This window comes from Shewanella insulae (assembly GCF_009831655.1).
GTDB lineage: Bacteria > Pseudomonadota > Gammaproteobacteria > Enterobacterales > Shewanellaceae > Shewanella > Shewanella insulae.
This window is the reverse complement of sequence record NZ_WRPA01000017.1, coordinates 1-21,126: the sequence shown is the minus strand read 5'-3', so window position 1 is coordinate 21,126 and position 21,126 is coordinate 1. Positions and strand designations below refer to the sequence as shown.

Below are 21,126 nucleotides of genomic sequence, written 5' to 3'. Positions count from 1 at the left end.
CTTAGGGTCACCCAGCCGGGAAGGCATTCCGTTTGGGGATAAGTGAAGGCACAAGGAATTTTTAGCATGAAGAGACAGTATTATACCGGTGCGTTGTCTGCATTGAGCCTCTCCCTCCTGCTGATTGGTGGGTCGGCAAATGCCGCCCCGATCACCATGAAGGAAGTGACAGGCGTGGCGGATGCCGGGGTGATTAACGAGCAGCAGATCCTCTATTGGCTGGTGAAACGCGGCGAGTTGGCCAGTGATGCCAGCGAGGCGGAGAAGCGTGCCGCCATTAAGGCCTATACCCAGAGAGCCAAGGGCTATCAGGAAAAAGGTGGTCAGGTACAGGCCAAGTTGGAGTCGCAGCAGCGTCTGCGTCAGAAGACCCAGCAGAAGGCTAGGGTGATGTCCTTCGTGACGCCTCAGGCCGACGCGGATGTGACCAAGACGGTGAAGGTGTTGGGGGTGCTGATCGACTTTCCCGATCTGCCTCACGACAACAACCGCCTGACCGCGGCCGATACGCCCATGTATTACTCGAGCTACCCTGTCTCCCACTATCAGGATCTCATGTTCTCGACGACTGGCTTTGCCGGCCCTCAGGGGCAGAATCTATTGACCGGGTATCAATATTATCAGGCGGAATCCGGTGGTAGCTTCTATTTCACCGGTAAGGTCTATGGTTGGTATACCGCCAGCCAGAACGCGGCCTATTACGGGCAGAACGACCCCAACAGCGACGATGACGACAAGGCGGTGCCCGAGCTGGTGAAAGAGGCGGTGACCCAGGCACTGGCAAGCATGACGCCCAGCGAAATTGCCTCCTTCGACGTGGAAGACCCTTATGATCTCGACGGTGACGGCAACCTCAATGAGGCCGACGGCGACATAGACCATGTGATGCTGTTTCACTCCAGCATAGGCGAGGAGGCCGGTGGCGGTGTCTTGGGTGATGATGCCATCTGGTCCCACCGTTACTTTGTGTATGAGGGCAATTCGCCTGGCTATGAGATCCCAGGTACGGGCAAGAAGGTGTTTGGTTACACGGTTCAGCCCATAGATGCGGCTGCCGGTGTGGTCGCCCATGAATTTGGCCACGATCTCGGCCTGCCGGACGAGTACGACACCAGCAACAGCGGAGACGGCTCGCCCGTGGGCTCCTGGTCTATCATGTCTGGTGGTAGCTGGACCGGGGCTATCCCTGGCAGTGAGCCGACAGGCTTTAGTCCCTATGCCCGCTCTTACCTGCAAAACAAGTATAAGGGCAAGTGGATCAACGAGACTCAGGTGGATCTGGCGTCTATTCCGACGGGTGGCCAGGAAGTACAGCTGGCCGAGGCAGTCAATGCCAACCAGGTCAACCAGATCTCTATTCCTCTACCTTCGGACAATATTCCCTTCAAGCAGCCCTATGCCGGCAGCTATCAGTACTATTCGGGTCAGGGTAACCTGCTGAGCACCGCGGCCTCCTTTAGCCTAGATTTCCCGGCGAGCAGCAGCCTGACGCTGAAGATGAAGGCGCACTGGAACATAGAGACAGACTATGACTATGTGCAGGTGAAGGTGGGCGATGTGGCCTTAGCGGGTAACCACACCAAGGCCAGCAACATCATCAATAACGCCAAGAACATCATCACGGGCAAGTCTTCTGATGTGGCGGGTGCCGAAGGCGCCGACTCCTGGGTGGAGCTAAGTTTCGACCTCAGTGCCTATGCGGGCAGTAATGATCGCCAGATCAGCATTGTCTACTTCACCGATCAGGCCGTGGGCGACTATGGTTTCGTGTTCGATGAGCTTAAGGTGCTCGACGGTGAGTCGGTTATCTACAGCGACGGTGCCGAGGAGCCAAATACCATGGCGCTCAACGGTGGCTTTGCCAGAATCGATAACACCCGTCCGGGCAAGCCGCGCCGCTACCTGGTGCAGCTGCGCAGCTACAACGGCGTCGATGCGGGATTGAAGAGCCATGCCTATGAGCCGGGTGTTTTGCTCTGGTTGGAAAACTTTAACGAGTCCGACAACAACTCAAGTACCCATCCGGGTAGTGGCCTGATCGGTGTGGTCGACGCCGACCAGGTGCTAATTGGCACCAATGGCACGGCGACCCAGATCCGCGATGCCACCTTTAGCCTGTATAACCAATCCACCTATTTGGGTGACAATCATCTGGCGGGCAACAGCCTGTTTGATGACAGCCAGGACTACAGTGCGCCCCTTAAGCCGCAGGCGGGTATCATACTGCCAGAGCTGGGCCTGACCATGGAGGTGGTTACCCAGAGCCAGGACTCCAGCAGCGCCAAGGTACGCTTCGAGTATTCGGGCACTGTGACGCCACCGCCGGCTCCAGAGGTGCTAAGTGCCTCTATCGCTAAGACGCAAGAGGGGGCGAGCGTTAGCTTCAGTGCCAATGTGACAGGTGGTGATGGCAATTATCAGTATGCCTGGAACTTCGGTGTCAGCGGCGCTGGTAGCACCCTAGCGGCGCCAACCTATGTGTATCAGGCATCGGGAAGTTATCAGGTGACCCTGACGGTGACAGATGGCGCCGGTGAATCGGTCACTGTCAATACTCAGGTGACGGTCGTCATCCAGCCTGTGGCCGATTTTAGCTATAAGGCCAGCGACTTGACCGTGACCTTTAGCAACCTGTCCAATCAAGGGGTTGGCTCGCTGAGCTATGGCTGGAACTTTGGCGACGGGCAGACGAGCACGGCCGCCTCGCCGACACATACTTATGGCGCGGCGGGGAGCTATACAGTGACTCTGACGGTAACCGATGAGGCGAACAATCAGGCGAGCAAGAGCCTGACGCTGAACGTGACCGCTCCCGTAGTGCAGCCGCCTGTGGTGGAGACCAATCAGGACTCGGGTGGTGGTAGCCTGGGGTGGATCAGCCTGTCATTGCTGATGCTGCTAGGACTACGCCGCAGAAGCTAAACAAAAAACGCCTCTTGATGAGGCGTTTTTTTATACCAGTCGGTCGATAAGCTGGCGGGCCTTAGGCAGAAAAATTTCGCTGACGATCAGTTGCTGCGCCCCGTGACTGAAGTAGCGTCTTCGGCCCCACAGCGGGTGATGACTCTCTTGCTCCAGCGAATCGATGAGGCTGGCGAGGGAGTCGCAGGCGGTAAACTGGCTGACCTCTATCTTGCCCGGGGTGAAATCGCCACTGGTAAACAACAGCTCGCCCAAGGGGCGGGTGCCCAGAGAGAGGAAGTTGTTCTGGGCGCTGTCCATCATGGCGCCAGGGACTAAGGTACGGGCGAAAACCCAGGGAATACCGTCGAGACAGAGCAGTACTTCTCTAATCCAGGCCTGTCCCTGATGGGGCAATTCGCCGGGGAAAGGGGGCAGCATGGCCTCACCTAACACCTTGACCTCAAATTGGTTGCAGTGAGACTTGAGTTTTTGGGTTAAACTACCGGAAGCTAATAGCCACTCCCTGAAGGGGCTGGTTGGCAGCTGGGGAATTTGATCCGGTGAATGCCATTGAATGGATTCACCATAAGGGAAGCTTAACCTGGTCACACTCATTAAATTCTCGGTACAATACTCAAAAACGTCAGCAGTTTATCACGACGGGGCTTTGATGTCGGTAATTAAAGCCTTAAGCCTTGAGTACTAAAGTATTGAGCGCTAAAGCCTTGGGTACTAAAGCATTAAGTATTGGTGCCGCTAATAAAGGTATCGCCAGGCTGAAAAGCGAGTGTTGGCCATTAAATCATGAACGGAGTATTCGTCTAATATGAAAAAGTTTGCGCTGCTGTGCCTCATGCTAGTGGCCAGTGTACTTAGCCTGGGAGCATATGCCGAAGAGGAAGAGGTGGTCGATACCTACGCCTATTACGGTTTCGAGCCCGATATTGTGACTAACTATATCTCCAATCGTAAGAAGCTGGGCTTCGTGAAGATCAGTGTCGAGCTCATGGTGAAGGTGCCGGAAGATTTGATTGTGCTCGAGCATCACGACCCGCTGCTGCGCGCCGCCATCATAGAGATCTTAGGGGCGCAGACGGAAGATAAGGTGAAGTCCCTTACCGGCAAGGAGGAGATCCGCCGCGAGTGCTACGACACCCTGAATCGTCTCCTGGAGCAGGAGATCGGCAAGCCGCTGATCGTCAACCTGCTGTTTACTAAATACCTGTACGATTAATGTGTTATGGGCTGCATGCTGTGCGTGCAGCCAGGATCCCCTTCATGACCCAGTCTCCCAAGCCCCCGCGCCCCGGTGCAAGAAAGTCTGCCTCTCAAGCGTCACCATCTAGGCCTGCTAAGGCATCAAAGGCAGCTAAGCCGTCTAACTCAGTTAAGGCATCAAAGCCAAAGCAAAAAACAAAGCCCACATCAGGTAAGACGCCTCGTCAGCCCAAGGGGCTACATGAGCGAAACCTACACGCCGAGGGTTATGACTTTAACGCGCTGATGAAAGCCACGCCGGCGCTTAAGCCCTTCGTGCGCCCCAACCCCTATGGCAACTTGTCGATTGACTTTGCCGACCCCAAGGCGGTGAAACAGCTCAACCTGGCGCTGCTCAGGTTGCATTATGGGCTGAGCTATTGGGATATACCCGAGGGGTTTCTCTGCCCGCCGATTCCGGGCCGTGTGGACTATCTGCACTATCTAGCGGATCTGCTGGCCGAATCGACTCCCGCGAGCAAGGGAGCCAAGCGCAAGCTGCCTAATGTGACGAGAGCGCCCAGGGGAGAGCGAGTGGTCGCCTTGGATATCGGCACAGGCGCTAATGGCATCTATCCACTGCTGGGCCATCAGGTCTACGGTTGGCGCTTCGTGGCCAGCGATATCGATCCAGTGTCTCTTACGAACGTCGAGAGGATCATAGCAAACAACCCACAGCTGGCGGGCAAGCTGAGCCTACGCCTGCAGTCAGATTCGAAACAGATCTTTACCGGTATTATCAGGGCCGAGGACAGGTTCGATCTAACCCTGTGCAATCCGCCTTTTCATGCCTCTCTGGCGGAGGCGAGCAGAGGCAGCGAGCGCAAGCTGAAGAACCTGGCAGCCAACAAGCGAGCCAAGGGCCATGAGGTAGTGAAGGGTCAGGAGAAGCTCAATTTTGGTGGTCAGAAGGCGGAGCTGTGGTGCGAAGGTGGCGAACTCGCTTTTCTTAGCCAGATGATCCGCGAGAGCCGGGAGTTCGGCTCGCAGTGCCTCTGGTTTACTTCCTTGGTGTCGAAGAAGGAAAACCTCAAACCCTGCTATCGTCTGCTGGAGCAGGTGGGCGCCAAGCGGGTTGAGACGTTGGAGATGGCCCAGGGCAACAAGCTGACCCGGGTGCTGGCCTGGACCTTCCTAACCCAGGAGCAGCATCGCCTCTGGAGTCAGTATCGCGTTTAGTCGGGCCCTAGGCGCTAGTTCGCTTAGTACTTCCAGAAGTTAGGGTGGAAGAGCACCGCCACCGTCAAGATCTCCAGACGTCCCAGCAGCATGCCGATGGCCAGCGACCACTTGGCGATGTCCGGCAGGCTGGAGAAGTTCCCCGCCGGGCCGATGACTGGCCCAAGCCCAGGGCCCACATTGGTCACCGCGGTGACGGCACCGGTAAAGCTGGTGGTGGGATCGAGTCCGGTCGACACCAAGATCACCGACAAGAGCACTATCACCAGCATAAACAGCAGGATGAAGGTGACTAGGGAGCGCACGATATCTTCGGTAATTGGCCTACCGTTGTAGCGCTCCTTGAAGATACCGTTAGGATGAAACTGCTGCTTCAGCTGTTCGCGCATGATCGCTATGGCGATCTGAAAACGGAAGATCTTGATCCCTCCCGAGGTAGAACCCGAACAGCTGCCGGCAAACATCAGGAAGAGGAAGGCCACGTTGGCCACCGCGCCCCAGGCGGTGTAGTCGGTGAGGCCGTAACCCGTAGTCGTTACCACTGAAACCACATTAAAACTGGCCAGACGCAGGGCGTCGGCCGTCGTCATATCGTGTCCGTGGTAGAGCCAGAAGGCCAGGCTGCAGGAGACGAATACCAGGAAGATGAAATAGCCCTTCACCTGGGCATCGTCCCAGATCCGCAGGGATCTTTGCGAAAGGCTGTGAACAAACATCAATAGCGGCAAGCCGCCGGCCGCCATGAAGATGGTGCCGACCCAGTGTGCGGGTTTAGAGAAGGCCGCCATGGAGCTGTCTGAGGTGGAATAACCGCCGGTAGATAGAGTGGTCATGGCATGGTTGATCGCCTGAAACCAGTTCATTCCCGCCACATGATAGGCGAGGCAGCAGCAGACAGTCAGTATGATGTAGACGTAGAAGAGGTGCTTGGCCATATCCTGGGTGCGAGGCACCGCCTTGTCGCTCCAGTCCGAGGACTCGGTGCGAAACAGCCGCATGCCACCCACGTTGAGGAAGGGCAGAATGGCCACCGCCATCACGATAAAGCCTATTCCTCCCAGCCACTGCAGCAGGGAGCGCCAGATCAGGATGCTGTGATCCATGGTATCCAGGCCAGACAATACGGTCGAGCCCGTGGTGGTGATCCCCGACATGGTCTCGAAGAAGGCGTCTGTATAGTTGATGCCGTGATAGAGGGTAAAGGGCATGGCGGCAAACAGGCTGACGATAAACCAGGTCAGGCTGGTGAGCAGGAACATATCGCGGATATTGAGGCGGATGTTTTCACTCTGGCCTTGATGCATGCATGCGCTGGCACAGGTGCCTGTGACCAGTGAGGCGATCATGAAGGCGCCCACCGTTTCCTCGCCATAGAGCAGGGCGAAGAGCAGTGGAATAAACATAAAGGCGGTCAGGGTCGACAGGAACACGCCTAAGATGAAGAGTAGCGGCCGATAATTTAGCATCGCGAATTTAGTTTTTGCTTCTCGAGTAGCTTAGAAGAAGAATGCACTAGGCTGGAACAGCTTTTCAACTTCGCCGATAAATTTCTTGTTTACCAGGAATAGAATCACATGATCGCCCTGTTCTATGACTGTCTTATCGTGGGCCATCAGCACCTCGTCGTCACGGACGATGGCGCCTATGGTGGTGCCGGGAGGCAGTTTGATCTCGCCGATCTGCTTGCCCACCACCTTGGAGGTGCTGGGGTCGCCATGGGCGATGGCCTCGATCGCCTCGGCGGCGCCGCGTCTTAGCGAGTAGACGTTACAGATATCCCCCTGACGAATATGGGTCAGCAGGGCCGAGATGGTTGCCTGTTGCGGGGAGATGGCGATATCGATATTGGCTTCCTGGACGATATCCACATAGGCTTCACGCTGGATCAACACCATTACCTTCTTGGCGCCCATACGCTTGGCCAGCAGGGCGGCCATGATGTTGGCCTCGTCGTCGTTGGTGACCGCGATAAACACGTCGGTCTGATCGATATGCTCCTCGAGCAGTAGCTCCTGATCTGAGGCGTCACCACAGAATACAGTGGTATTTTCCAGTTTCTCCGACAGCGCCTCGGCGCGATCCTGCCTGTGTTCGATTAGCTTAACCGCATGATTGCGTTGCAGCTGCTTGGCCAGCCCCAGGCCTATGTTACCGCCGCCGGCAATCATGATGTTGCGGTAGGTGTTGTCCAGCTTCTGCATCTCACTCATCACGGCGCGCACATGGCGGCTGTCGGCGACGAAGAATACCTCGTCGTCCGCCTCAATGATGGTGGTGCCCCGTGGCATGATGGGACGGCCCTGTCTGAAGATGGCCGCCACACGGGTGTCGATATTGGGCATGTGCTCGCGCAGGGCCGCCAGGGCGTTACCCACCAAGGGGCCGCCATAATAGGCGCGCACGGCCACCAGGCTTAGGCGTCCCTCGGCAAACTCCAGCACCTGCAGGGCGCCTGGGTATTCCACCAGGCGACGTATATAGGAAGTAACCAGCTGCTCGGGGGCGATTAACTCATCTATGATGAAGCCGCCGCGGGGACGGTTCTCGCTCTGCTTGGTCTCGCTATCGATAAACAGCTTGTCACGCAGCGCCAGATACTGCTCCGAACGGATTCGGGCGATCTTGGTGGGGGTGCCATAGAGGGAGAAGGCTATTTGGCAGGCGGCCATGTTGCATTCGTCGCTATTGGTCACGGCAATTAACATATCGGCGTCTTCGGCGCCCGCGTCCTTGAGGACGCCAGGGTGGGCACCGTGGCCCAGCACTACCCGCAAGTCATATTTGTCTTGCAGCGAGCGCAGCCGGTCGCGGTCATTGTCCACTATGGTGATGTCGTTGTTCTCACCAACCAGGTTTTCCGCCAATGTGCCGCCGACCTGACCCGCACCTAATATGATAATTTTCATAGCCTAAACTTTATCCCTTAACCAAGCGAGCGTAGTAAAACCCATCCATATTGTCTTGGCCTGGCGTGATCTGCCAGCCAATGTCATCGCAGTTTTGTTGTTGTGCGATGGGGACCAGGGTTGCGTCTTGGGTTCTCGCTAAGAAAGCCTTGATCTGCTCGGCGTTCTCTTGCGGTAAAATTGAGCATGTAGCATACAAGAGTGTGCCACCGGGTTTAAGCCACTGCCAGCAATGATCCAAAATTTGTGACTGCAATGTGGCTAGCTCTTCGATATCGGCCTGCTTTCGTAGCCATTTGATGTCCGGGTGGCGGCGGATCACGCCTGTGGCCGAACAAGGCGCGTCCAACAGGATGCGATCGAACTTATCGCCCTGCCACCAGGCGTCTATCTTGGCGGCGTCGCCATGTACCAGCTTGGCCTTGAGTTTTAATCTGTCGAGGTTCTGCTGCACCCGCTCCAGGCGTTTGGCATCGAAGTCGACCGCTACCAGATCTATGCTGGGTTCACTCTCCAGCAGATGACAGCTCTTGCCGCCTGGGGCCGCGCAGGCATCGAGAATCAGCTCATCGGCCTCGGGCGCCAGCAGGCTGGCGGCCCACTGCGCAGCACCGTCTTGCACCGACGCCGCGCCATCGGCAAAACCTGGGAGCAGGCCGACATCTTTCGGGCTCTCCAGCAGTATGGCGTCTTCGTTTGCCCCGGGTGTCGCCGCTATCTCTTGCTCGTCGAGTAGCGCCAGATATTGCTCTCGGGTCTGGGACAACTGATTGTTACGCAGCCACATGGGTGGGCGTTGATGGCTCTGGGCGATCACCTCCTGCCAGGCCTCTGGGTAGGCGGCCTTGAGGCGCTTAATCAGCCAGGCTGGGGTGTTAAAGGCCAGGGTCTCGCTGTCTTCGGGCAGCGGTTTCTGGTTGCGCTGCAGGTTACGCAGCACGCCGTTGACTACCTTAACCAGCCCCTCGAATTTGAGCTGGCGACAGGCCTCGGCGGTTTCCGAAATCGCCGCATGGCCGGGGATGCGGGTGAAATAGAGCTGATAACAGCCGACCAACAATAATTGGTGCACTATGCGCTGCTTACCTTTGAGCGGCTTGCTCATGCAGTCGCTCACCAGCTTGTCGAGCTGGGGCAGGTGACGCATCACGCCATAGCTGAGTTCGGCCAGCAGGGCCTTGTCTTTACCGCTGCCGAGTCTTTGCTGTTGTTCGGGCAGGGCCACGGATAGTGAGACCCCTTTCTCTAATACCTGAAAGACGACTCTGGCCGCGAGGGCGCGCAGATTCTTCATGCCTGCGCCTCATCCGAGCTATTGTTTACGTTATCTGTGCCCTGTAGCAGTGTACCTGGGGTAAACCAGTCGCCACGGGCGTTGAGTACGTCGGCCACCGCCATGGCCTTCTTGCCCGGCAACTGAATTGTCTCGAGTGTCAGCGCCCCTTCACCTGTGGCGACCACTATGCCCTGCTTGTCGGCGCGGATGATGGTGCCTGGGATCTGCTTCGTTTCCTCGTTAGACACGCTGGCCTGCCATACCTTGATCACCGCATCCTGATGGGGGAAGTGACTCGCGGGCCATGGATTGAAGGCGCGGATTTCACGCCACAGCTGCTGCGCCGATTTACGCCAGTCGAGCTGCGCCTCCTCCTTGCTGAGCTTCTCGGCGTAGTTGGCCAGGGCTTCGTCTTGTGGCTCGGGCTTGAGGCTGCCTTCGGCGAGGCCCTCTAGTGCCTGGATAAGGGCGCTTGGTCCCTGTTCGGCTAGCTTCTCATACAGGCTGGCGGAGGTGTCGTTGTCTTCGATCGGCAGATGAGTCTTGAGCAGCATGTCACCGGTATCCAGCCCTATATCCATCTGCATTATGGTGACGCCGGTTGCCTCGTCGCCGGCCCAAAGGGCGCGCTGAATCGGCGCCGCGCCGCGCCAGCGGGGCAGGATGGAACCGTGTACATTGATGCAGCCCAGCCTTGGGGTGTCCAGTACCACCTGAGGCAAGATCAGGCCGTAGGCAACCACCACCATGATGTCGGCACCGAGAGCGGCGAGCTCTGCCTGGGCATCCTCGTTTCTCAGGCTCACGGGTTGGTAGACGGGTATGTCATGCTCAATTGCCAGGGCCTTGACCGGGCTGGCCTGTAGTTTCTTGCCACGGCCCGCGGGTCTGTCTGGTTGGGAGTAGACCCCGATGACCTGGTGCTCTGAATTTATGAGTGCTTGTAGATGGCGGGCGGCAAAATCTGGCGTACCCGCAAAGAGTATCTTGAGTGGTTTCAAATGAGGCTTATCCTTGTTTGGCTTCGAGGCGCGCGGCTTTTTCGAGTTTCTGTTTGATGCGCTGACGCTTGAGGGGCGAGAGGTAATCGACAAACAGTTTGCCATTGAGGTGATCAAGCTCATGTTGCAGACAGATGGCGAACAGGCCATCAGCCTCTAAAGTGAACTCGTTGCCCTCTCTGTCCTGGGCCTTGATGGTGACAAACTCGGCGCGATCGACTTTGGCGTAGATGCCGGGCACTGAGAGGCAGCCCTCTTCGTTGCAAAAATCGCCACTTTTCTCGATTATCTCTAAATTAATGAAAACCTTAGGGCGCTCTACGTCATCTTGCAGGTCCATAACGATCAACTGATGATGATAATCTACCTGGGTCGCTGCCAGACCAATTCCCTTCTCTTCATACATGGTTTCGAACATATTATCGATTTGTGTCTGAAGCTCAGTGTTAAATTCTGTAATGGGCTTCGCAATGGTGCGTAAGCGCTCATCGGGAAAGCGTAAAACTTTTAGTAAACTCATACATAAACTCTTAACAAGTCTGTCAAATTCGAGACAGTTGGTTATACTGACTCAGGCTAATGGGTTAATTTTAATCCTTAGTGGCATTCAATAACAGTAAAAGCTCTATATAAAGGGCAAACAGCATGGATACCCCCATGAAACGACTAATTTTACTCGGTTTAATGATTTTTAGTAGTTCGTTTGTTGTCGCGGATACCTTGACATTGAAGTCTGGCCATCCCGATTCGTATGTGGTGAAGAAAGGGGATACCCTTTGGGACATTTCAGCCCAATTTCTCAAGGATCCCTGGCGCTGGCCTAAGCTCTGGGGCGCTAACCCACAGATCGCCAACCCTCACCTTATCTATCCCGGAGACAGACTGACCCTGGTCTTTATCGACGGCGAACCCAGATTGGTGGTCAAGCCTCATATTCGTAAGAGTCCCGAAGGACGTGTCCTGCCTAAAGGCGGCGCGATTCCTGCGGTGGATCTCAGCCTGATTCAGCCTTACCTGGTACAAAATAGAGTGGTCGATGGTGAGTGGTTCGATAAGCAGCCTATGGTCATGGGCGGCGAGAGCGAGTCCAGGTACCATGTGACAGACGATGTCATCTATGTTCAAGGTGAGCTCATCCTGGGCGATAAGTTTGGTGTCTATGCCAAGGGACGTCAGTTTGAAGATGCCGAGTCCGGCGATGCGCTGGGGCTAGAGGTGATTCTGACTGCCAGTGGCCGCGTCATAGAGTCTGGCCCTGTTTCTAAGGTGCGTTTGCTGAGCAATATGCGTGAGACCAAGGCGGGCTATCGTGTGTTGCCTATCGAAGATGATTCGCTGATGTCGGCCTACTTTATGCCTAAGGCGGCGACGACGCCCGGCACAGTGCTCGCCTCAGAAAAAGATGTGCGCGCCATGGGTAAACTGGATGTGGTCTATATAGACCGTGGTAGCCAAGACGGCGTCGAGCCTGGTCATGTGTTCTCTATTTTCCGGGACGGTGCCGAGGTGGTGATCGACGGTGACGGCAAGCCGGTACAACCTAAGGACCGCAGCGCCTATGAGGAGCTGCTGGCAAATATCTCTTCCGATAACGCGGTGAAGATGCCGGATATCTATCGTGGTAAGCTGATGGTCTTCAAGGTGTTCGACCGTGTCAGCATGGGACTGATTCTGATCAACGAGAAGCCTGTGCGTGTGAATGACAAGTTGCTGCAACCGGATACCCTGTTAGCGAGCGAATAGTGCCATCGACGACAAGCTGGTCGACTGGCTAGTTGTTTCTGCAGTACCCGGGTTAGGACCGGCCCGGGTTAAACAATTATTAAACTACATGGATGTAGCAGAGCTCAGGCAAAGGCTGGAGCATGAACCCGATGCCTTACCCCTGCCTGAGCGTCTATTGACGGCTAAGCTGTCCCCCGATTTCTCCCTGGTCGAACACGCGCTTGCATGGCAAGATGCCGCATCTCACCACCATATTCTCTGCCCCCAAGATGCTCTCTATCCCAGCCTCCTGCTGCAGATTAACGACCCGCCGCCGATCCTATTTGCCAAGGGCGACATTAATGCCATGGTGCATCCCAGCATTGCCATGGTGGGCAGCCGCGCCGCGTCTCAATCGGGATTAGCCGCAAGTTATCAACTGGCTCAGGAACTCGCCGCAGCTAAGGTTGCGGTGATCAGTGGCATGGCCGCCGGCATCGACGGTGCGGCCCATCAAGGGGTATTAGACATGGATGGCGTGACCTTGGCCGTGTTGGGCACAGGAATAGATGTCGTCTACCCCAAGCGTCACAAACCCATCTACGAGAAGATCCAGCAGAGGGGCTGTGTGCTTAGCGAGTTCTGGCCTCAGATGAAACCCTACGCGGGCAACTTTCCCAAGCGCAATCGTATCATCAGCGGGTTGTCGCTTGGCGTACTCGTGGTCGAGGCGGCGCGCAGGAGTGGCTCACTTATCACTGCGCGTCTCGCGCTGGAGCAGGGTCGCGAGGTGTTTGCCGTGCCGGGTAATATCCTGGCGGGGGATCATCAGGGTTGTCATGATTTGTTACGAGATGGTGCTAAGTTGGTGGAGTGCGCCGCCGATATTATCGAAGAGGTTGCAGCTTTATCAAAATTTCACCTTGAAGAGTTGCATCGTCGTCACCATATAGGGGAGGAGTTAGCTTCTGATTTGCCATTTGCCTCGCTGTTAGCTAGTGTAGGCTATGAGGCCACACCATTAGATGTGGTGGTCGAGCATAGTGGAAAAACGATAGAGCTAGTATTAGAGCAGTTGCTTGAACTTGAACTTCAAGGTTGGGTTTCAGCTGTACCCGGTGGTTATATAAGACTTAAGAGGAGCTAGCCATGTTCGATATCCTCATGTATCTATTTGAAAACTATGTGCACAGTGAGGTCGAGTTACTAGTCGATGAAGATGAGTTGACCCAAGAGCTGACACGCGCGGGTTTTCATCAATCGGCGATTATCAAGGCCTTGTCCTGGTTGGAACACCTGGCATCGCTACAAGAAAGTGATCAACCCTACCTATGTAATCATGATCAACACTCCTTCCGTATCTATACTCAGGCCGAGATGGAGAAGTTAGATGTCGAGTGTCGTGGTTTCCTGCTCTTCTTAGAACAGATTAAGGTGCTTAATGTCGAGCTGCGCGAGATGGTGATCGATCGCGTGATGGAGCTGGACGAACCTGCTTTGATCCTGGAAGACCTTAAGTGGGTGATCCTCATGGTGTTGTTCAATGTGCCGGGTAACGAGTCTGCCTATGAGCAGATGGAGGATCTGATCTTCGAGCAACCCGATGGTCGGCTACACTCCTAATTGACTCGATTCGGATTTAAAAGAAAGGAGGCCTGAGCCTCCTTTTTTAATTTGGCATCGAAGAAGGAGGTTCGATTAAAAATGTTGATGGGCCTCGTCTAACTTAAGATGGGTCGGCATCAGATAATCGCGATAGGCGTAACGATTAAGCTTGTTTATCTTGGGCGCCTTATCCGCGTCATTTTCCTCAAACTGGGCAACCTGCTCGGTTAGCCAATTTGAAAATGCACTTTGCTGCTGAGCGAGCTCATCGAGCAGTTTCTCATACCCCTCAAAATAGTCTGTCTTCAGGTAATGGCTCAGGCGTACCAAGGCTTCGGGATGATGTTCGGCCAGGAAGCGGATGGCCATGTAACTCCACTTATAGGTTCTGTCGAGGCCATCCTTATATTCTGTGGCGAAGATGGTCTTGAGATCCGGCGCCTCAGCGAGTTTTTCCTTGATCACCTTTAGGGTCGATGGATTGTTATTGCCCTTGGAGACGTACTCGGCCAGCCCTTCCGACCACCACACCAGCTTGCGCGGGAAATGGCCGAAACCGCCGTATTTCACGAAGCGGCCGTCGAGATAATGCACATATTCATGATTCAGGTTCCAGATGGCAAACTCAGACGCGATCCAAAACTGTCTGTAGGCGAAGAAGCTGGCCTGATTATCGGGATTCGACGGCGTGCCTTCGATATACATGCCGCCGTTATCCGTGCTTATGTCGAACAGCAATTGGCCGTAGGCGTTGTATTGGCTCCAATTCTTGAAGGCCACTACCTGTAGCGCGTCATTGTTATCGTTGGCGGTAGGCTGATGCTGAGTCTTGAGCAGTCGATGAAAGTCGGCTTCCTGTGAGGTGAGCTTAGTGCAGCTGATACTTAGTTCATCTGGGGTGAGATCTTGCGCCAGGATATACAGGCTATCCGAACACTGATGGCGTATGGGTAAGACTTGCGACAACTCGGGGAGCAGACAGACAGTGCCGCGATCCCTACAGGCCTCCTGGCCGGCGAAGGCGTTCACATGATAGCCCAAGGTATAGGTGGCCTTGGCGGCCTCGCCCCGCTGGGCGACATCTTGCTCGGCGAGTCTTACCATGGCATCGTCCAGTGCCTGTTCGGCTGGGGTGATCTTGCCCTCTTCGCCGCTGGGGAGCGCAAGGCGATAGAGGCCAAGCGCCCAATAGGCATTGGCTCTCGGCCAGTCTTGCTGATCACGCAGGCTTTGTGTAGAGGCCGCAAAGTCGAGCAAAACTTTATCTAGTTCGGCGGCGATCAGCTGCTTATTGAGCGCGCCATCAGGTTGTTTTCGCCCGACATTGAGCAGCATGCCATAGGCTCTCAGGGTCTCCCACAGGGCATAGTCTGTTGCCTGGCTAGGGGATTGTTTTGCGGTTCTCTTTAGTTGCTGATTCAGCAGGGGAAGCAAGCTAGCAAGCTGCTCGGCGCGCTGGTCATTTACTTTGTCTTCTTTGTTATCAATGCCATAGTAGCGATAAAGGGTGACCGCGAAGTGCTCCTGTAATCTGGGTGACTCTAGAATCAACGGACTATCCCCAAGCCTGTTCAAGGCGCCTGTCAGCGCTGCGTATTCGGCATCTGTCAGCTTATCCATGGGGCCGAAATAGCTAAAGGCTCTAAGGTAATAGAGCAGGGCGTCAAGGCTTGCCTCATCCTGGCTTTGGGCTATGGCTCGTACTGCCTTAGCTAAGCTGGCGGTATCGAGCAGGGGGTTGTCATGGCTGAAGAGCCGCTGTGACGGCAAGGTGCTTAGATCATTGATAAAGCTCGAATCTGCTTGTCTTGGGGCTATCTGTCCTGGGGCAGTGACGCTGCAGCCCACCAAGAGGCTGGTGCCGACGAGCAAGAGGGCGCAGAGGGATTGGCGCAACATAGGGTCTCCTTATTATTTTTGCATACAATATATTTCAATCCCATGAAGAAGACTAGCTATAATTAAGTGCACATTCGATTCCCAAGGCGCTGCAGAGCTTGGTAAAATAGCTAGAGTCACCGGCTGTCGAGAAAACCATGTCTAAGATAGATGATCAACTGTTTAGTTCACACGAGCATGCACTGGAGAAAGAGTATGAACTCTGCCCTAAGTGTGGCTGTGAGCTATCGGTGAAAAACAGTAAGCATGGTGGATTCATCGGCTGTAACAACTATCCCAGCTGTGACTACACCCGGCCCCTGGTCCATCACGAGGCGATCGAGACCCAGGTGATAGAAGGCTCAGAGTGCCCCGAATGCGGCGCCGAGCTGGCGGTAAAGTCGGGTCGTTTCGGTATCTTCATCGGTTGCACCCGTTATCCAGACTGCAAGCATATCGAGAAGCATGATCAGGAAGATCCCGCCGAGGCCGTTACCTGTCCCAACTGTCATAAAGGGGTGATGGAGCATAGAACCAGCCGCTTTGGCAAAAGCTTCTATGCCTGTAGTGCCTACCCTAAGTGCAAGTTCTTGGTAAATTTCCCTCCCGTGCAGGAAACCTGTCCAGATTGTGGTTTCGGTATCTTAGTCGAGCGCAAAGGGGCCGCCGGCATGCGTCTGGAGTGTCCTCAAAAGAGCTGTAAGTACAAGCGTCCGCTGTAGGGCCTATTTACCCTTTGCCGCCATTGTTCGTATTAGCTTTGTCTGTATAATCTCGACCCATAGGGTCAAGTCGACCCGTTGAACATAGAAAGGTAAGGCGACATGTTACAGCAAGATCCCGCTGCCCTGGTTGAAACGGTACTGCAAGGAGGCGTCATAGCCTATCCGACAGAGGCCGTTTATGGGCTGGGTTGTGACCCCGACAATGATGAGGCGATTCAGAAGCTGCTGGATTTAAAGCAGCGTCCGTGGCAGAAAGGTTTGATCTTGGTCGCCAGCGATTTCAATCAGTTAACGCCCTATATCGACAGTTCTGTCCTCACCGAGGCGCAGTTGCAGTCGGCCTTCGACAAGTGGCCTGGCCCCTTTACCTTCATCATGCCGAAACGCCCCGGGCTCTCTAGCCTCTTGAGCGGTCAGTTCGATTCCCTCGCCGTACGCGTCTCCAATCATCCTGGCGTGCAGGCGTTGTGTCAGGCGCTGGGTAAGCCCATCGTCTCGACCAGTGCCAACCTGACCGGGGAAGAGCCCGCCTTGACCCCAGAGGAAGTTAACCGTCAGTTTGATGGCAAGATAGATGGCCTGGTGGCCGGTAGCCTGGGCGTTGAGCCTAAGCCGTCGACCATAATAGATGTGATTAGCGGAAAGATTTTACGATAACCATAACAAGGAATTTTTATGAAGCCCGATGCCACGCAAGTCAAAGCATTCTTACTCTACCTGCAACAAAGGATCTGTGAAGGCCTGGAACAACTCGATGGTGAGGCTAAGTTTGTCGCCGACTCCTGGACCCGGGAAGAGGGCGGTGGTGGCACCAGCCGAGTATTGACTAAGGGCAAGGTGTTTGAGCAGGCCGGGGTAAACTTTTCCCATGTGACAGGTGCAGCCATGCCGGCATCGGCCACTGCGCACAGACCCGAGCTGGCCGGACGTAGCTTCGAAGCCATGGGTGTCTCTCTGGTAATTCATCCCAACAACCCCTATGTGCCGACGACCCACGCCAATGTGCGCTTCTTCATCGCCGAGAAAGAGGGATCGGATCCTGTCTGGTGGTTCGGTGGCGGCTTCGATCTGACCCCTTACTACCCGTTCGAAGAAGATGTGGTGACCTGGCACCAGAGTGCCAAGGCATTGTGCGAGCCCTTCGGTGAAGACGTTTACCCTAAATATAAGAAATGGTGCGATGAGTATTTCTTCCTGCCCCATCGTAACGAGACCCGTGGCGTCGGTGGACTCTTCTTTGACGATCTTAATGAGGCTGGGTTCGAAAACAGCTTCGCCTTCATGCAGGCGGTGGGCGAGGGCTTCCTGAAGGCCTATGCGCCGATTGTCGAGAAGCGTAAAGACACCGAATATGGCGAACGTGAGCGTGATTTCCAGCTCTATCGTCGTGGCCGCTATGTTGAATTTAACCTGGTATATGACAGAGGCACACTATTTGGCCTACAGACCGGCGGCCGTACCGAGTCTATCCTGATGTCTATGCCGCCACTGGTGCGCTGGCAATATGCCTATACCCCAGAGGCTGGCAGCCCAGAGGCCAAGCTTTATAGCGATTTCCTCAAGCCCAGAGAGTGGCTCGAGGCGTAAGGCATAAGGCCAATAGAAAAAGGGCTCCAATGAGCCCTTTTTTCTTTGGTGATGAAATCAATGACATTGACATCAAGGCAATGAGATCATTGATTGCGCATATGGTCGGCGAGCGTCGAGATCGCTTGGTAGATAGCCTCCCTATGCTGCGGCTCTTTGATCTCTATCGCCAATGCCCGCTGCATGCAGAGTAGCCATTGATCGCGCATCGTCTCGTCTATGCTAAAGGGCATGTGTCTGGCGCGCAGGGCAGGATGGCCATGACGTTGATGAAACAGCTGCGGGCCGCCAAGCCAGCCGCTGAGAAATTCGAACAGCTTCTGCTCCGACTCGGCAATGGGAGCTCTGTGCATGGCCAGCAAGGCCTGGGTATCTGGGTTGGTCTGCATCTGATGGTAAAACTGCTTGGCAAGCGCCCGAATCACCTTCTCTCCACCAATTCTGTCATAGGCGTTCGATTGCTGAGGATCACGCTCGGCCGAAGGCTTAGCCATCATCTTTTTTAACCACTTCATCTGACTCTCTCGCGGGCTCTGATTTACCGATTTTGAATATCAAGCGGCACACTAGCGGATTCTCCGGTGGCAATCAATCCAAGTTTCCCTGAAGAAATTGCATGGTAGCGCCCTTTGCTTCACCGAAAAAGCTCAGTAGACTGGGCGCAATCGGAGCAAACAGAGACAATTTCCCCATGACGCAGCAGGTGCAAGATAGATACGCCGTATTTGGCCATCCCATAGGGCATAGTAAATCCCCCGCTATTCATCAGGCTTTCGCCCTGTCGACGGGCGAGTCGCTGCAATATGAAGCTATCTTGGCGCCCCTCGATGGTTTCGCCGAGTCTCTGCAAGCTTTCTTCGAACATGGTGGCAAGGGGGCCAACGTGACCCTGCCATTCAAAGAGCAGGCCTACGCCTTGTGTGATTGCCTGGGCGACGAGGCGAGGCTAGCTGGCGCGGTGAACACCCTCACTCGCCTGACCGATGGCCGCATCAAGGGTGATAATACCGATGGCTTGGGGTTGGTGGCGGATCTCGAGCGTCACATAGGCTCCTTAAGCGGTAAAAACGTCTTGCTTATCGGTGCAGGCGGCGCCGCCCGTGGTGCCATATTGCCGCTACTGAATGCCGGTATTGCATCTTTGACAATACATAACCGCACCCACAGCAAGGCGGAGCAACTGGCCGAGGCATTTAAGGCCTATGGTCAGGTGAAGGCTTGTACCTTGGAAGCGTTAACCCATAGCTTCGATGTAGTGATCAACTCAACCTCTGCCAGCCTGAGTGGCGAGCTGCCGAATCTGCCTCAAGCGATTATCGCCGCCCATAGCATCTGCTACGATATGATGTATGGCAGGGAGGTGACAGCCTTTAATCGCTGGGCCTTAGACCAGGGCGCGGGCGAGGCGATCGATGGCCTGGGTATGCTGGTGGGACAGGCGGCAAAGAGCTTTGCCATCTGGCGTGGCGTCGAGCCTGCCGTCGAGCCTGTACTGGCAAAGTTGCGTAGTGAACTCGCGGAGCAGGCGTGATAAGTACTTATATCGATTGGCAACAGGAGTAATGGGCCATGAATCAAAGCATCATATTTACCGAGCAATTGACCTGGGACGCTCAGCTAAATGCGATTCACTTTACGGCGCAGCAGCAGGGGGTGTTGATCGACTGCTATATAGGGCTGAAGGTGCTCGAGCATCTGGCGGCCGAGAAGATTAACAACAGCGAACAGGCGCTGTCGCTGTTTGAGCAGTTTCGTTTCGATATCGAGGAGCAGGCGGAAAAGTTGATCGAGCAGGAGGCGTTTGACGTTCAAGGCCATATACAGGTGGAACGTGTCGACTAGTTTGCGCTTCCAGCTCTCGTCACTGACGACTTAATGCTGGCATAGAGGCGCCTAAGCATCGACGCCTTCTAAATCCAGGCTTTTTAAGGTCTAACTCGTTAAGGCTTAGCTAGGCCCAAGCAGCCGAGAATCGCCTAGGTCGGCAAATCCTGTAACGCCTCTTCAATGTATTCATTTTTCAGGCGGACATAGTTGTCGGCCGACTCGGGTAGGAAGTTTATCTCAGCCTCTGTCAGTGCTCTTACCTTCTTAGCTGGGCTGCCTACATAAAGGTGACCACTCTCCAGTATCTTTCCGGGTGGCACCAAAGAACCAGCACCTAAGATCACGTCATCTTCAATCACCGCGCCGTCCAGTATGATGGCGCCCATGCCGATAAGGATACGGTTACCGACTCGGCAACCATGCAACATTGCCTTATGGCCTATGGTGACATCATCGCCGATAAGTAATGGATGACCCTCGGGGCGGTTGGCCGACTTACGGGTCACATGCAATACAGTGCCATCTTGCACGTTTGAACGTTTACCAATGCGGATGTGATTAACATCGCCTCGCGCCGCCACCATGGGCCAGACGCTGGCATCTGTGTCTAATGCAATATCACCGACGAGTACACAGGCTTCATCAATATACACACTGGCATCAAATTGTGGGCTAACGCCCTTATAGGCACGGATAGATTTTGTCATGGCTAGATCCTTAAAACGGCCAAATGAGTGTGGGTCACCCAGTATAATGGGGAAAAATTGGCTAGTCAGGCGAAAAAGCGTTCAAACAATGCAAAAGTAGCACTTTTCTTTAAAAAAGCCCTTGCGTAAAAGATTTGGCTCCCTATAATGGCGCTCCCACTGACACGGCAAACGGCGCTACTTAGCGACGATAACAGCCTTCAGATGGTTCGAGTGAAAAGTTGAAAAACTTCTTAAAAATCACTTGACGCCGACATCGGGAAGTGTAGAATACGCATCCCTAAGCCAACGGCCCGGCGCCGACGGCGGCATCGAAAATCACGATGCAATGCTCTTTAACAAGATAAAACAAGAAATCTGTGTGGACACTCACAGGTATTGAGTTAATCGAAAACGATTTAAATCTCAATGCATGATTTACTAAATCTAGTTTCACTAGAGATAGTGAGAGTCCATAGCAATATGTACAAACATATAGATGATTCTTCCGAGTCATTTATATGAATCAGAATTCATTGAGTCGATTCTTAGGAATCAAAAAACTTTTAATTGAAGAGTTTGATCATGGCT

20 protein-coding genes are annotated in these 21,126 nt (G+C 54.6%); 11 read left to right on the top strand and 9 right to left on the bottom strand.

The annotated features are described in order from the left end of the window. The first annotated feature begins 66 nt into the window (after window positions 1-66). Window positions 67-2,922 carry an immune inhibitor A domain-containing protein gene (locus GNT65_RS16415; RefSeq protein ID WP_160798171.1) on the top strand — a complete coding sequence of 952 codons (2,856 nt, stop codon included), beginning with the start codon at window positions 67-69 and terminating at the stop codon, window positions 2,920-2,922. A gap of 30 nt (window positions 2,923-2,952) precedes the next feature. On the opposite strand, the gene GNT65_RS16410 is transcribed toward GNT65_RS16415, so the two are convergent. After that, on the bottom strand, window positions 2,953-3,519 hold the full coding sequence (locus GNT65_RS16410) for a chorismate--pyruvate lyase family protein (RefSeq protein ID WP_160798169.1): 567 nt from the start codon (window positions 3,517-3,519) through the stop codon (window positions 2,953-2,955). 211 nt (window positions 3,520-3,730) lie between these two features. Here GNT65_RS16410 and GNT65_RS16405 point away from each other — a divergent pair, with 211 nt between their 5' ends. Together GNT65_RS16405 and rlmF are read left to right on the top strand one after the other, a co-directional pair. Further along, window positions 3,731-4,138 (top strand): flagellar basal body-associated protein FliL, encoded by a 408-nt coding sequence (locus tag GNT65_RS16405; RefSeq protein ID WP_160798167.1) that lies wholly within the window; start codon window positions 3,731-3,733, stop codon window positions 4,136-4,138. 44 nt (window positions 4,139-4,182) lie between these two features. Next, the gene (rlmF, locus tag GNT65_RS16400; protein WP_160798165.1) at window positions 4,183-5,340 is read left to right on the top strand and encodes a 23S rRNA (adenine(1618)-N(6))-methyltransferase RlmF; all 1,158 of its coding nucleotides are present in this window, start codon (window positions 4,183-4,185) and stop codon (window positions 5,338-5,340) included. Window positions 5,341-5,363: 23 nt separating this feature from the next. On the opposite strand, the gene GNT65_RS16395 is transcribed toward rlmF, so the two are convergent. Genes GNT65_RS16395 through def form a run of 5 tightly spaced genes read right to left on the bottom strand, consistent with a single transcriptional unit; the run spans window position 5,364 to window position 11,043 of the window. After that, the gene (locus tag GNT65_RS16395) at window positions 5,364-6,806 is read right to left on the bottom strand and encodes a TrkH family potassium uptake protein (RefSeq protein ID WP_160798163.1); all 1,443 of its coding nucleotides are present in this window, start codon (window positions 6,804-6,806) and stop codon (window positions 5,364-5,366) included. Between the two features lie 30 nt (window positions 6,807-6,836). After that, window positions 6,837-8,246 (bottom strand): Trk system potassium transporter TrkA, encoded by a 1,410-nt coding sequence (trkA, locus tag GNT65_RS16390; protein WP_160798161.1) that lies wholly within the window; start codon window positions 8,244-8,246, stop codon window positions 6,837-6,839. A 10-nt stretch (window positions 8,247-8,256) separates the two neighbouring features. Next, entirely contained in the window at window positions 8,257-9,540 is a 1,284-nt protein-coding gene (gene rsmB, locus GNT65_RS16385; RefSeq protein WP_160798159.1) for a 16S rRNA (cytosine(967)-C(5))-methyltransferase RsmB, read from the bottom strand. Then, window positions 9,537-10,523, bottom strand: coding sequence for a methionyl-tRNA formyltransferase (fmt, locus tag GNT65_RS16380; RefSeq protein WP_160798157.1), 987 nt, complete (start codon window positions 10,521-10,523; stop codon window positions 9,537-9,539). Before fmt ends, rsmB begins: the two co-directional genes overlap by 4 nt. A gap of 7 nt (window positions 10,524-10,530) precedes the next feature. After that, complete coding sequence (gene def / locus GNT65_RS16375) at window positions 10,531-11,043, bottom strand: peptide deformylase (protein WP_160798155.1); 513 nt, start codon at window positions 11,041-11,043, stop codon at window positions 10,531-10,533. 125 nt (window positions 11,044-11,168) lie between these two features. Between def and GNT65_RS16370 the strand changes: the two genes are divergently transcribed. The 3 genes from GNT65_RS16370 (at window position 11,169) to GNT65_RS16360 (ending at window position 13,850) form a co-directional block, all read left to right on the top strand. Continuing rightward, window positions 11,169-12,266 carry a LysM peptidoglycan-binding domain-containing protein gene (locus GNT65_RS16370; protein WP_160798153.1) on the top strand — a complete coding sequence of 366 codons (1,098 nt, stop codon included), beginning with the start codon at window positions 11,169-11,171 and terminating at the stop codon, window positions 12,264-12,266. An 88-nt stretch (window positions 12,267-12,354) separates the two neighbouring features. Further along, window positions 12,355-13,374: a DNA-processing protein DprA gene (gene dprA / locus GNT65_RS16365; RefSeq protein ID WP_160798151.1), complete on the top strand. Its 1,020-nt coding sequence runs from the start codon at window positions 12,355-12,357 to the stop codon at window positions 13,372-13,374. A 2-nt stretch (window positions 13,375-13,376) separates the two neighbouring features. Beyond that, window positions 13,377-13,850, top strand: a complete 474-nt coding sequence (locus tag GNT65_RS16360) for a DUF494 family protein (protein ID WP_011867527.1) — start codon at window positions 13,377-13,379, stop codon at window positions 13,848-13,850. A gap of 75 nt (window positions 13,851-13,925) precedes the next feature. Here GNT65_RS16360 and GNT65_RS16355 read toward each other — a convergent pair whose 3' ends face one another. Beyond that, window positions 13,926-15,731 (bottom strand): collagenase, encoded by a 1,806-nt coding sequence (locus GNT65_RS16355; protein WP_160798149.1) that lies wholly within the window; start codon window positions 15,729-15,731, stop codon window positions 13,926-13,928. A gap of 137 nt (window positions 15,732-15,868) precedes the next feature. Here GNT65_RS16355 and GNT65_RS16350 point away from each other — a divergent pair, with 137 nt between their 5' ends. The 3 genes from GNT65_RS16350 to hemF all read left to right on the top strand — a co-directional run bounded on the left by GNT65_RS16350 (window position 15,869) and on the right by hemF (window position 18,022). Beyond that, the gene (locus tag GNT65_RS16350; protein WP_160798147.1) at window positions 15,869-16,432 is read left to right on the top strand and encodes a DNA topoisomerase family protein; all 564 of its coding nucleotides are present in this window, start codon (window positions 15,869-15,871) and stop codon (window positions 16,430-16,432) included. A gap of 102 nt (window positions 16,433-16,534) precedes the next feature. Next, a complete protein-coding gene (tsaC, locus tag GNT65_RS16345; RefSeq protein WP_160798145.1) occupies window positions 16,535-17,092 on the top strand; it encodes an L-threonylcarbamoyladenylate synthase type 1 TsaC in 558 nt (185 codons plus the stop codon). Window positions 17,093-17,110: 18 nt separating this feature from the next. Then, the gene (gene hemF, locus GNT65_RS16340; protein WP_160798143.1) at window positions 17,111-18,022 is read left to right on the top strand and encodes an oxygen-dependent coproporphyrinogen oxidase; all 912 of its coding nucleotides are present in this window, start codon (window positions 17,111-17,113) and stop codon (window positions 18,020-18,022) included. An 86-nt stretch (window positions 18,023-18,108) separates the two neighbouring features. Here the strand turns inward: hemF and GNT65_RS16335 are convergent, their stop codons facing one another. After that, window positions 18,109-18,537: a group II truncated hemoglobin gene (locus GNT65_RS16335; protein WP_160798141.1), complete on the bottom strand. Its 429-nt coding sequence runs from the start codon at window positions 18,535-18,537 to the stop codon at window positions 18,109-18,111. Window positions 18,538-18,725: 188 nt separating this feature from the next. Here GNT65_RS16335 and aroE point away from each other — a divergent pair, with 188 nt between their 5' ends. Both aroE and GNT65_RS16325 read left to right on the top strand, forming a co-directional pair. Then, complete coding sequence (gene aroE / locus GNT65_RS16330; protein ID WP_160798298.1) at window positions 18,726-19,553, top strand: shikimate dehydrogenase; 828 nt, start codon at window positions 18,726-18,728, stop codon at window positions 19,551-19,553. A 38-nt stretch (window positions 19,554-19,591) separates the two neighbouring features. Next, window positions 19,592-19,864 carry a DUF1488 family protein gene (locus GNT65_RS16325; protein ID WP_160798139.1) on the top strand — a complete coding sequence of 91 codons (273 nt, stop codon included), beginning with the start codon at window positions 19,592-19,594 and terminating at the stop codon, window positions 19,862-19,864. A 134-nt stretch (window positions 19,865-19,998) separates the two neighbouring features. On the opposite strand, the gene GNT65_RS16320 is transcribed toward GNT65_RS16325, so the two are convergent. Further along, window positions 19,999-20,556: a gamma carbonic anhydrase family protein gene (locus GNT65_RS16320; RefSeq protein WP_160798137.1), complete on the bottom strand. Its 558-nt coding sequence runs from the start codon at window positions 20,554-20,556 to the stop codon at window positions 19,999-20,001. Window positions 20,557-21,126 lie beyond the last annotated feature (570 nt).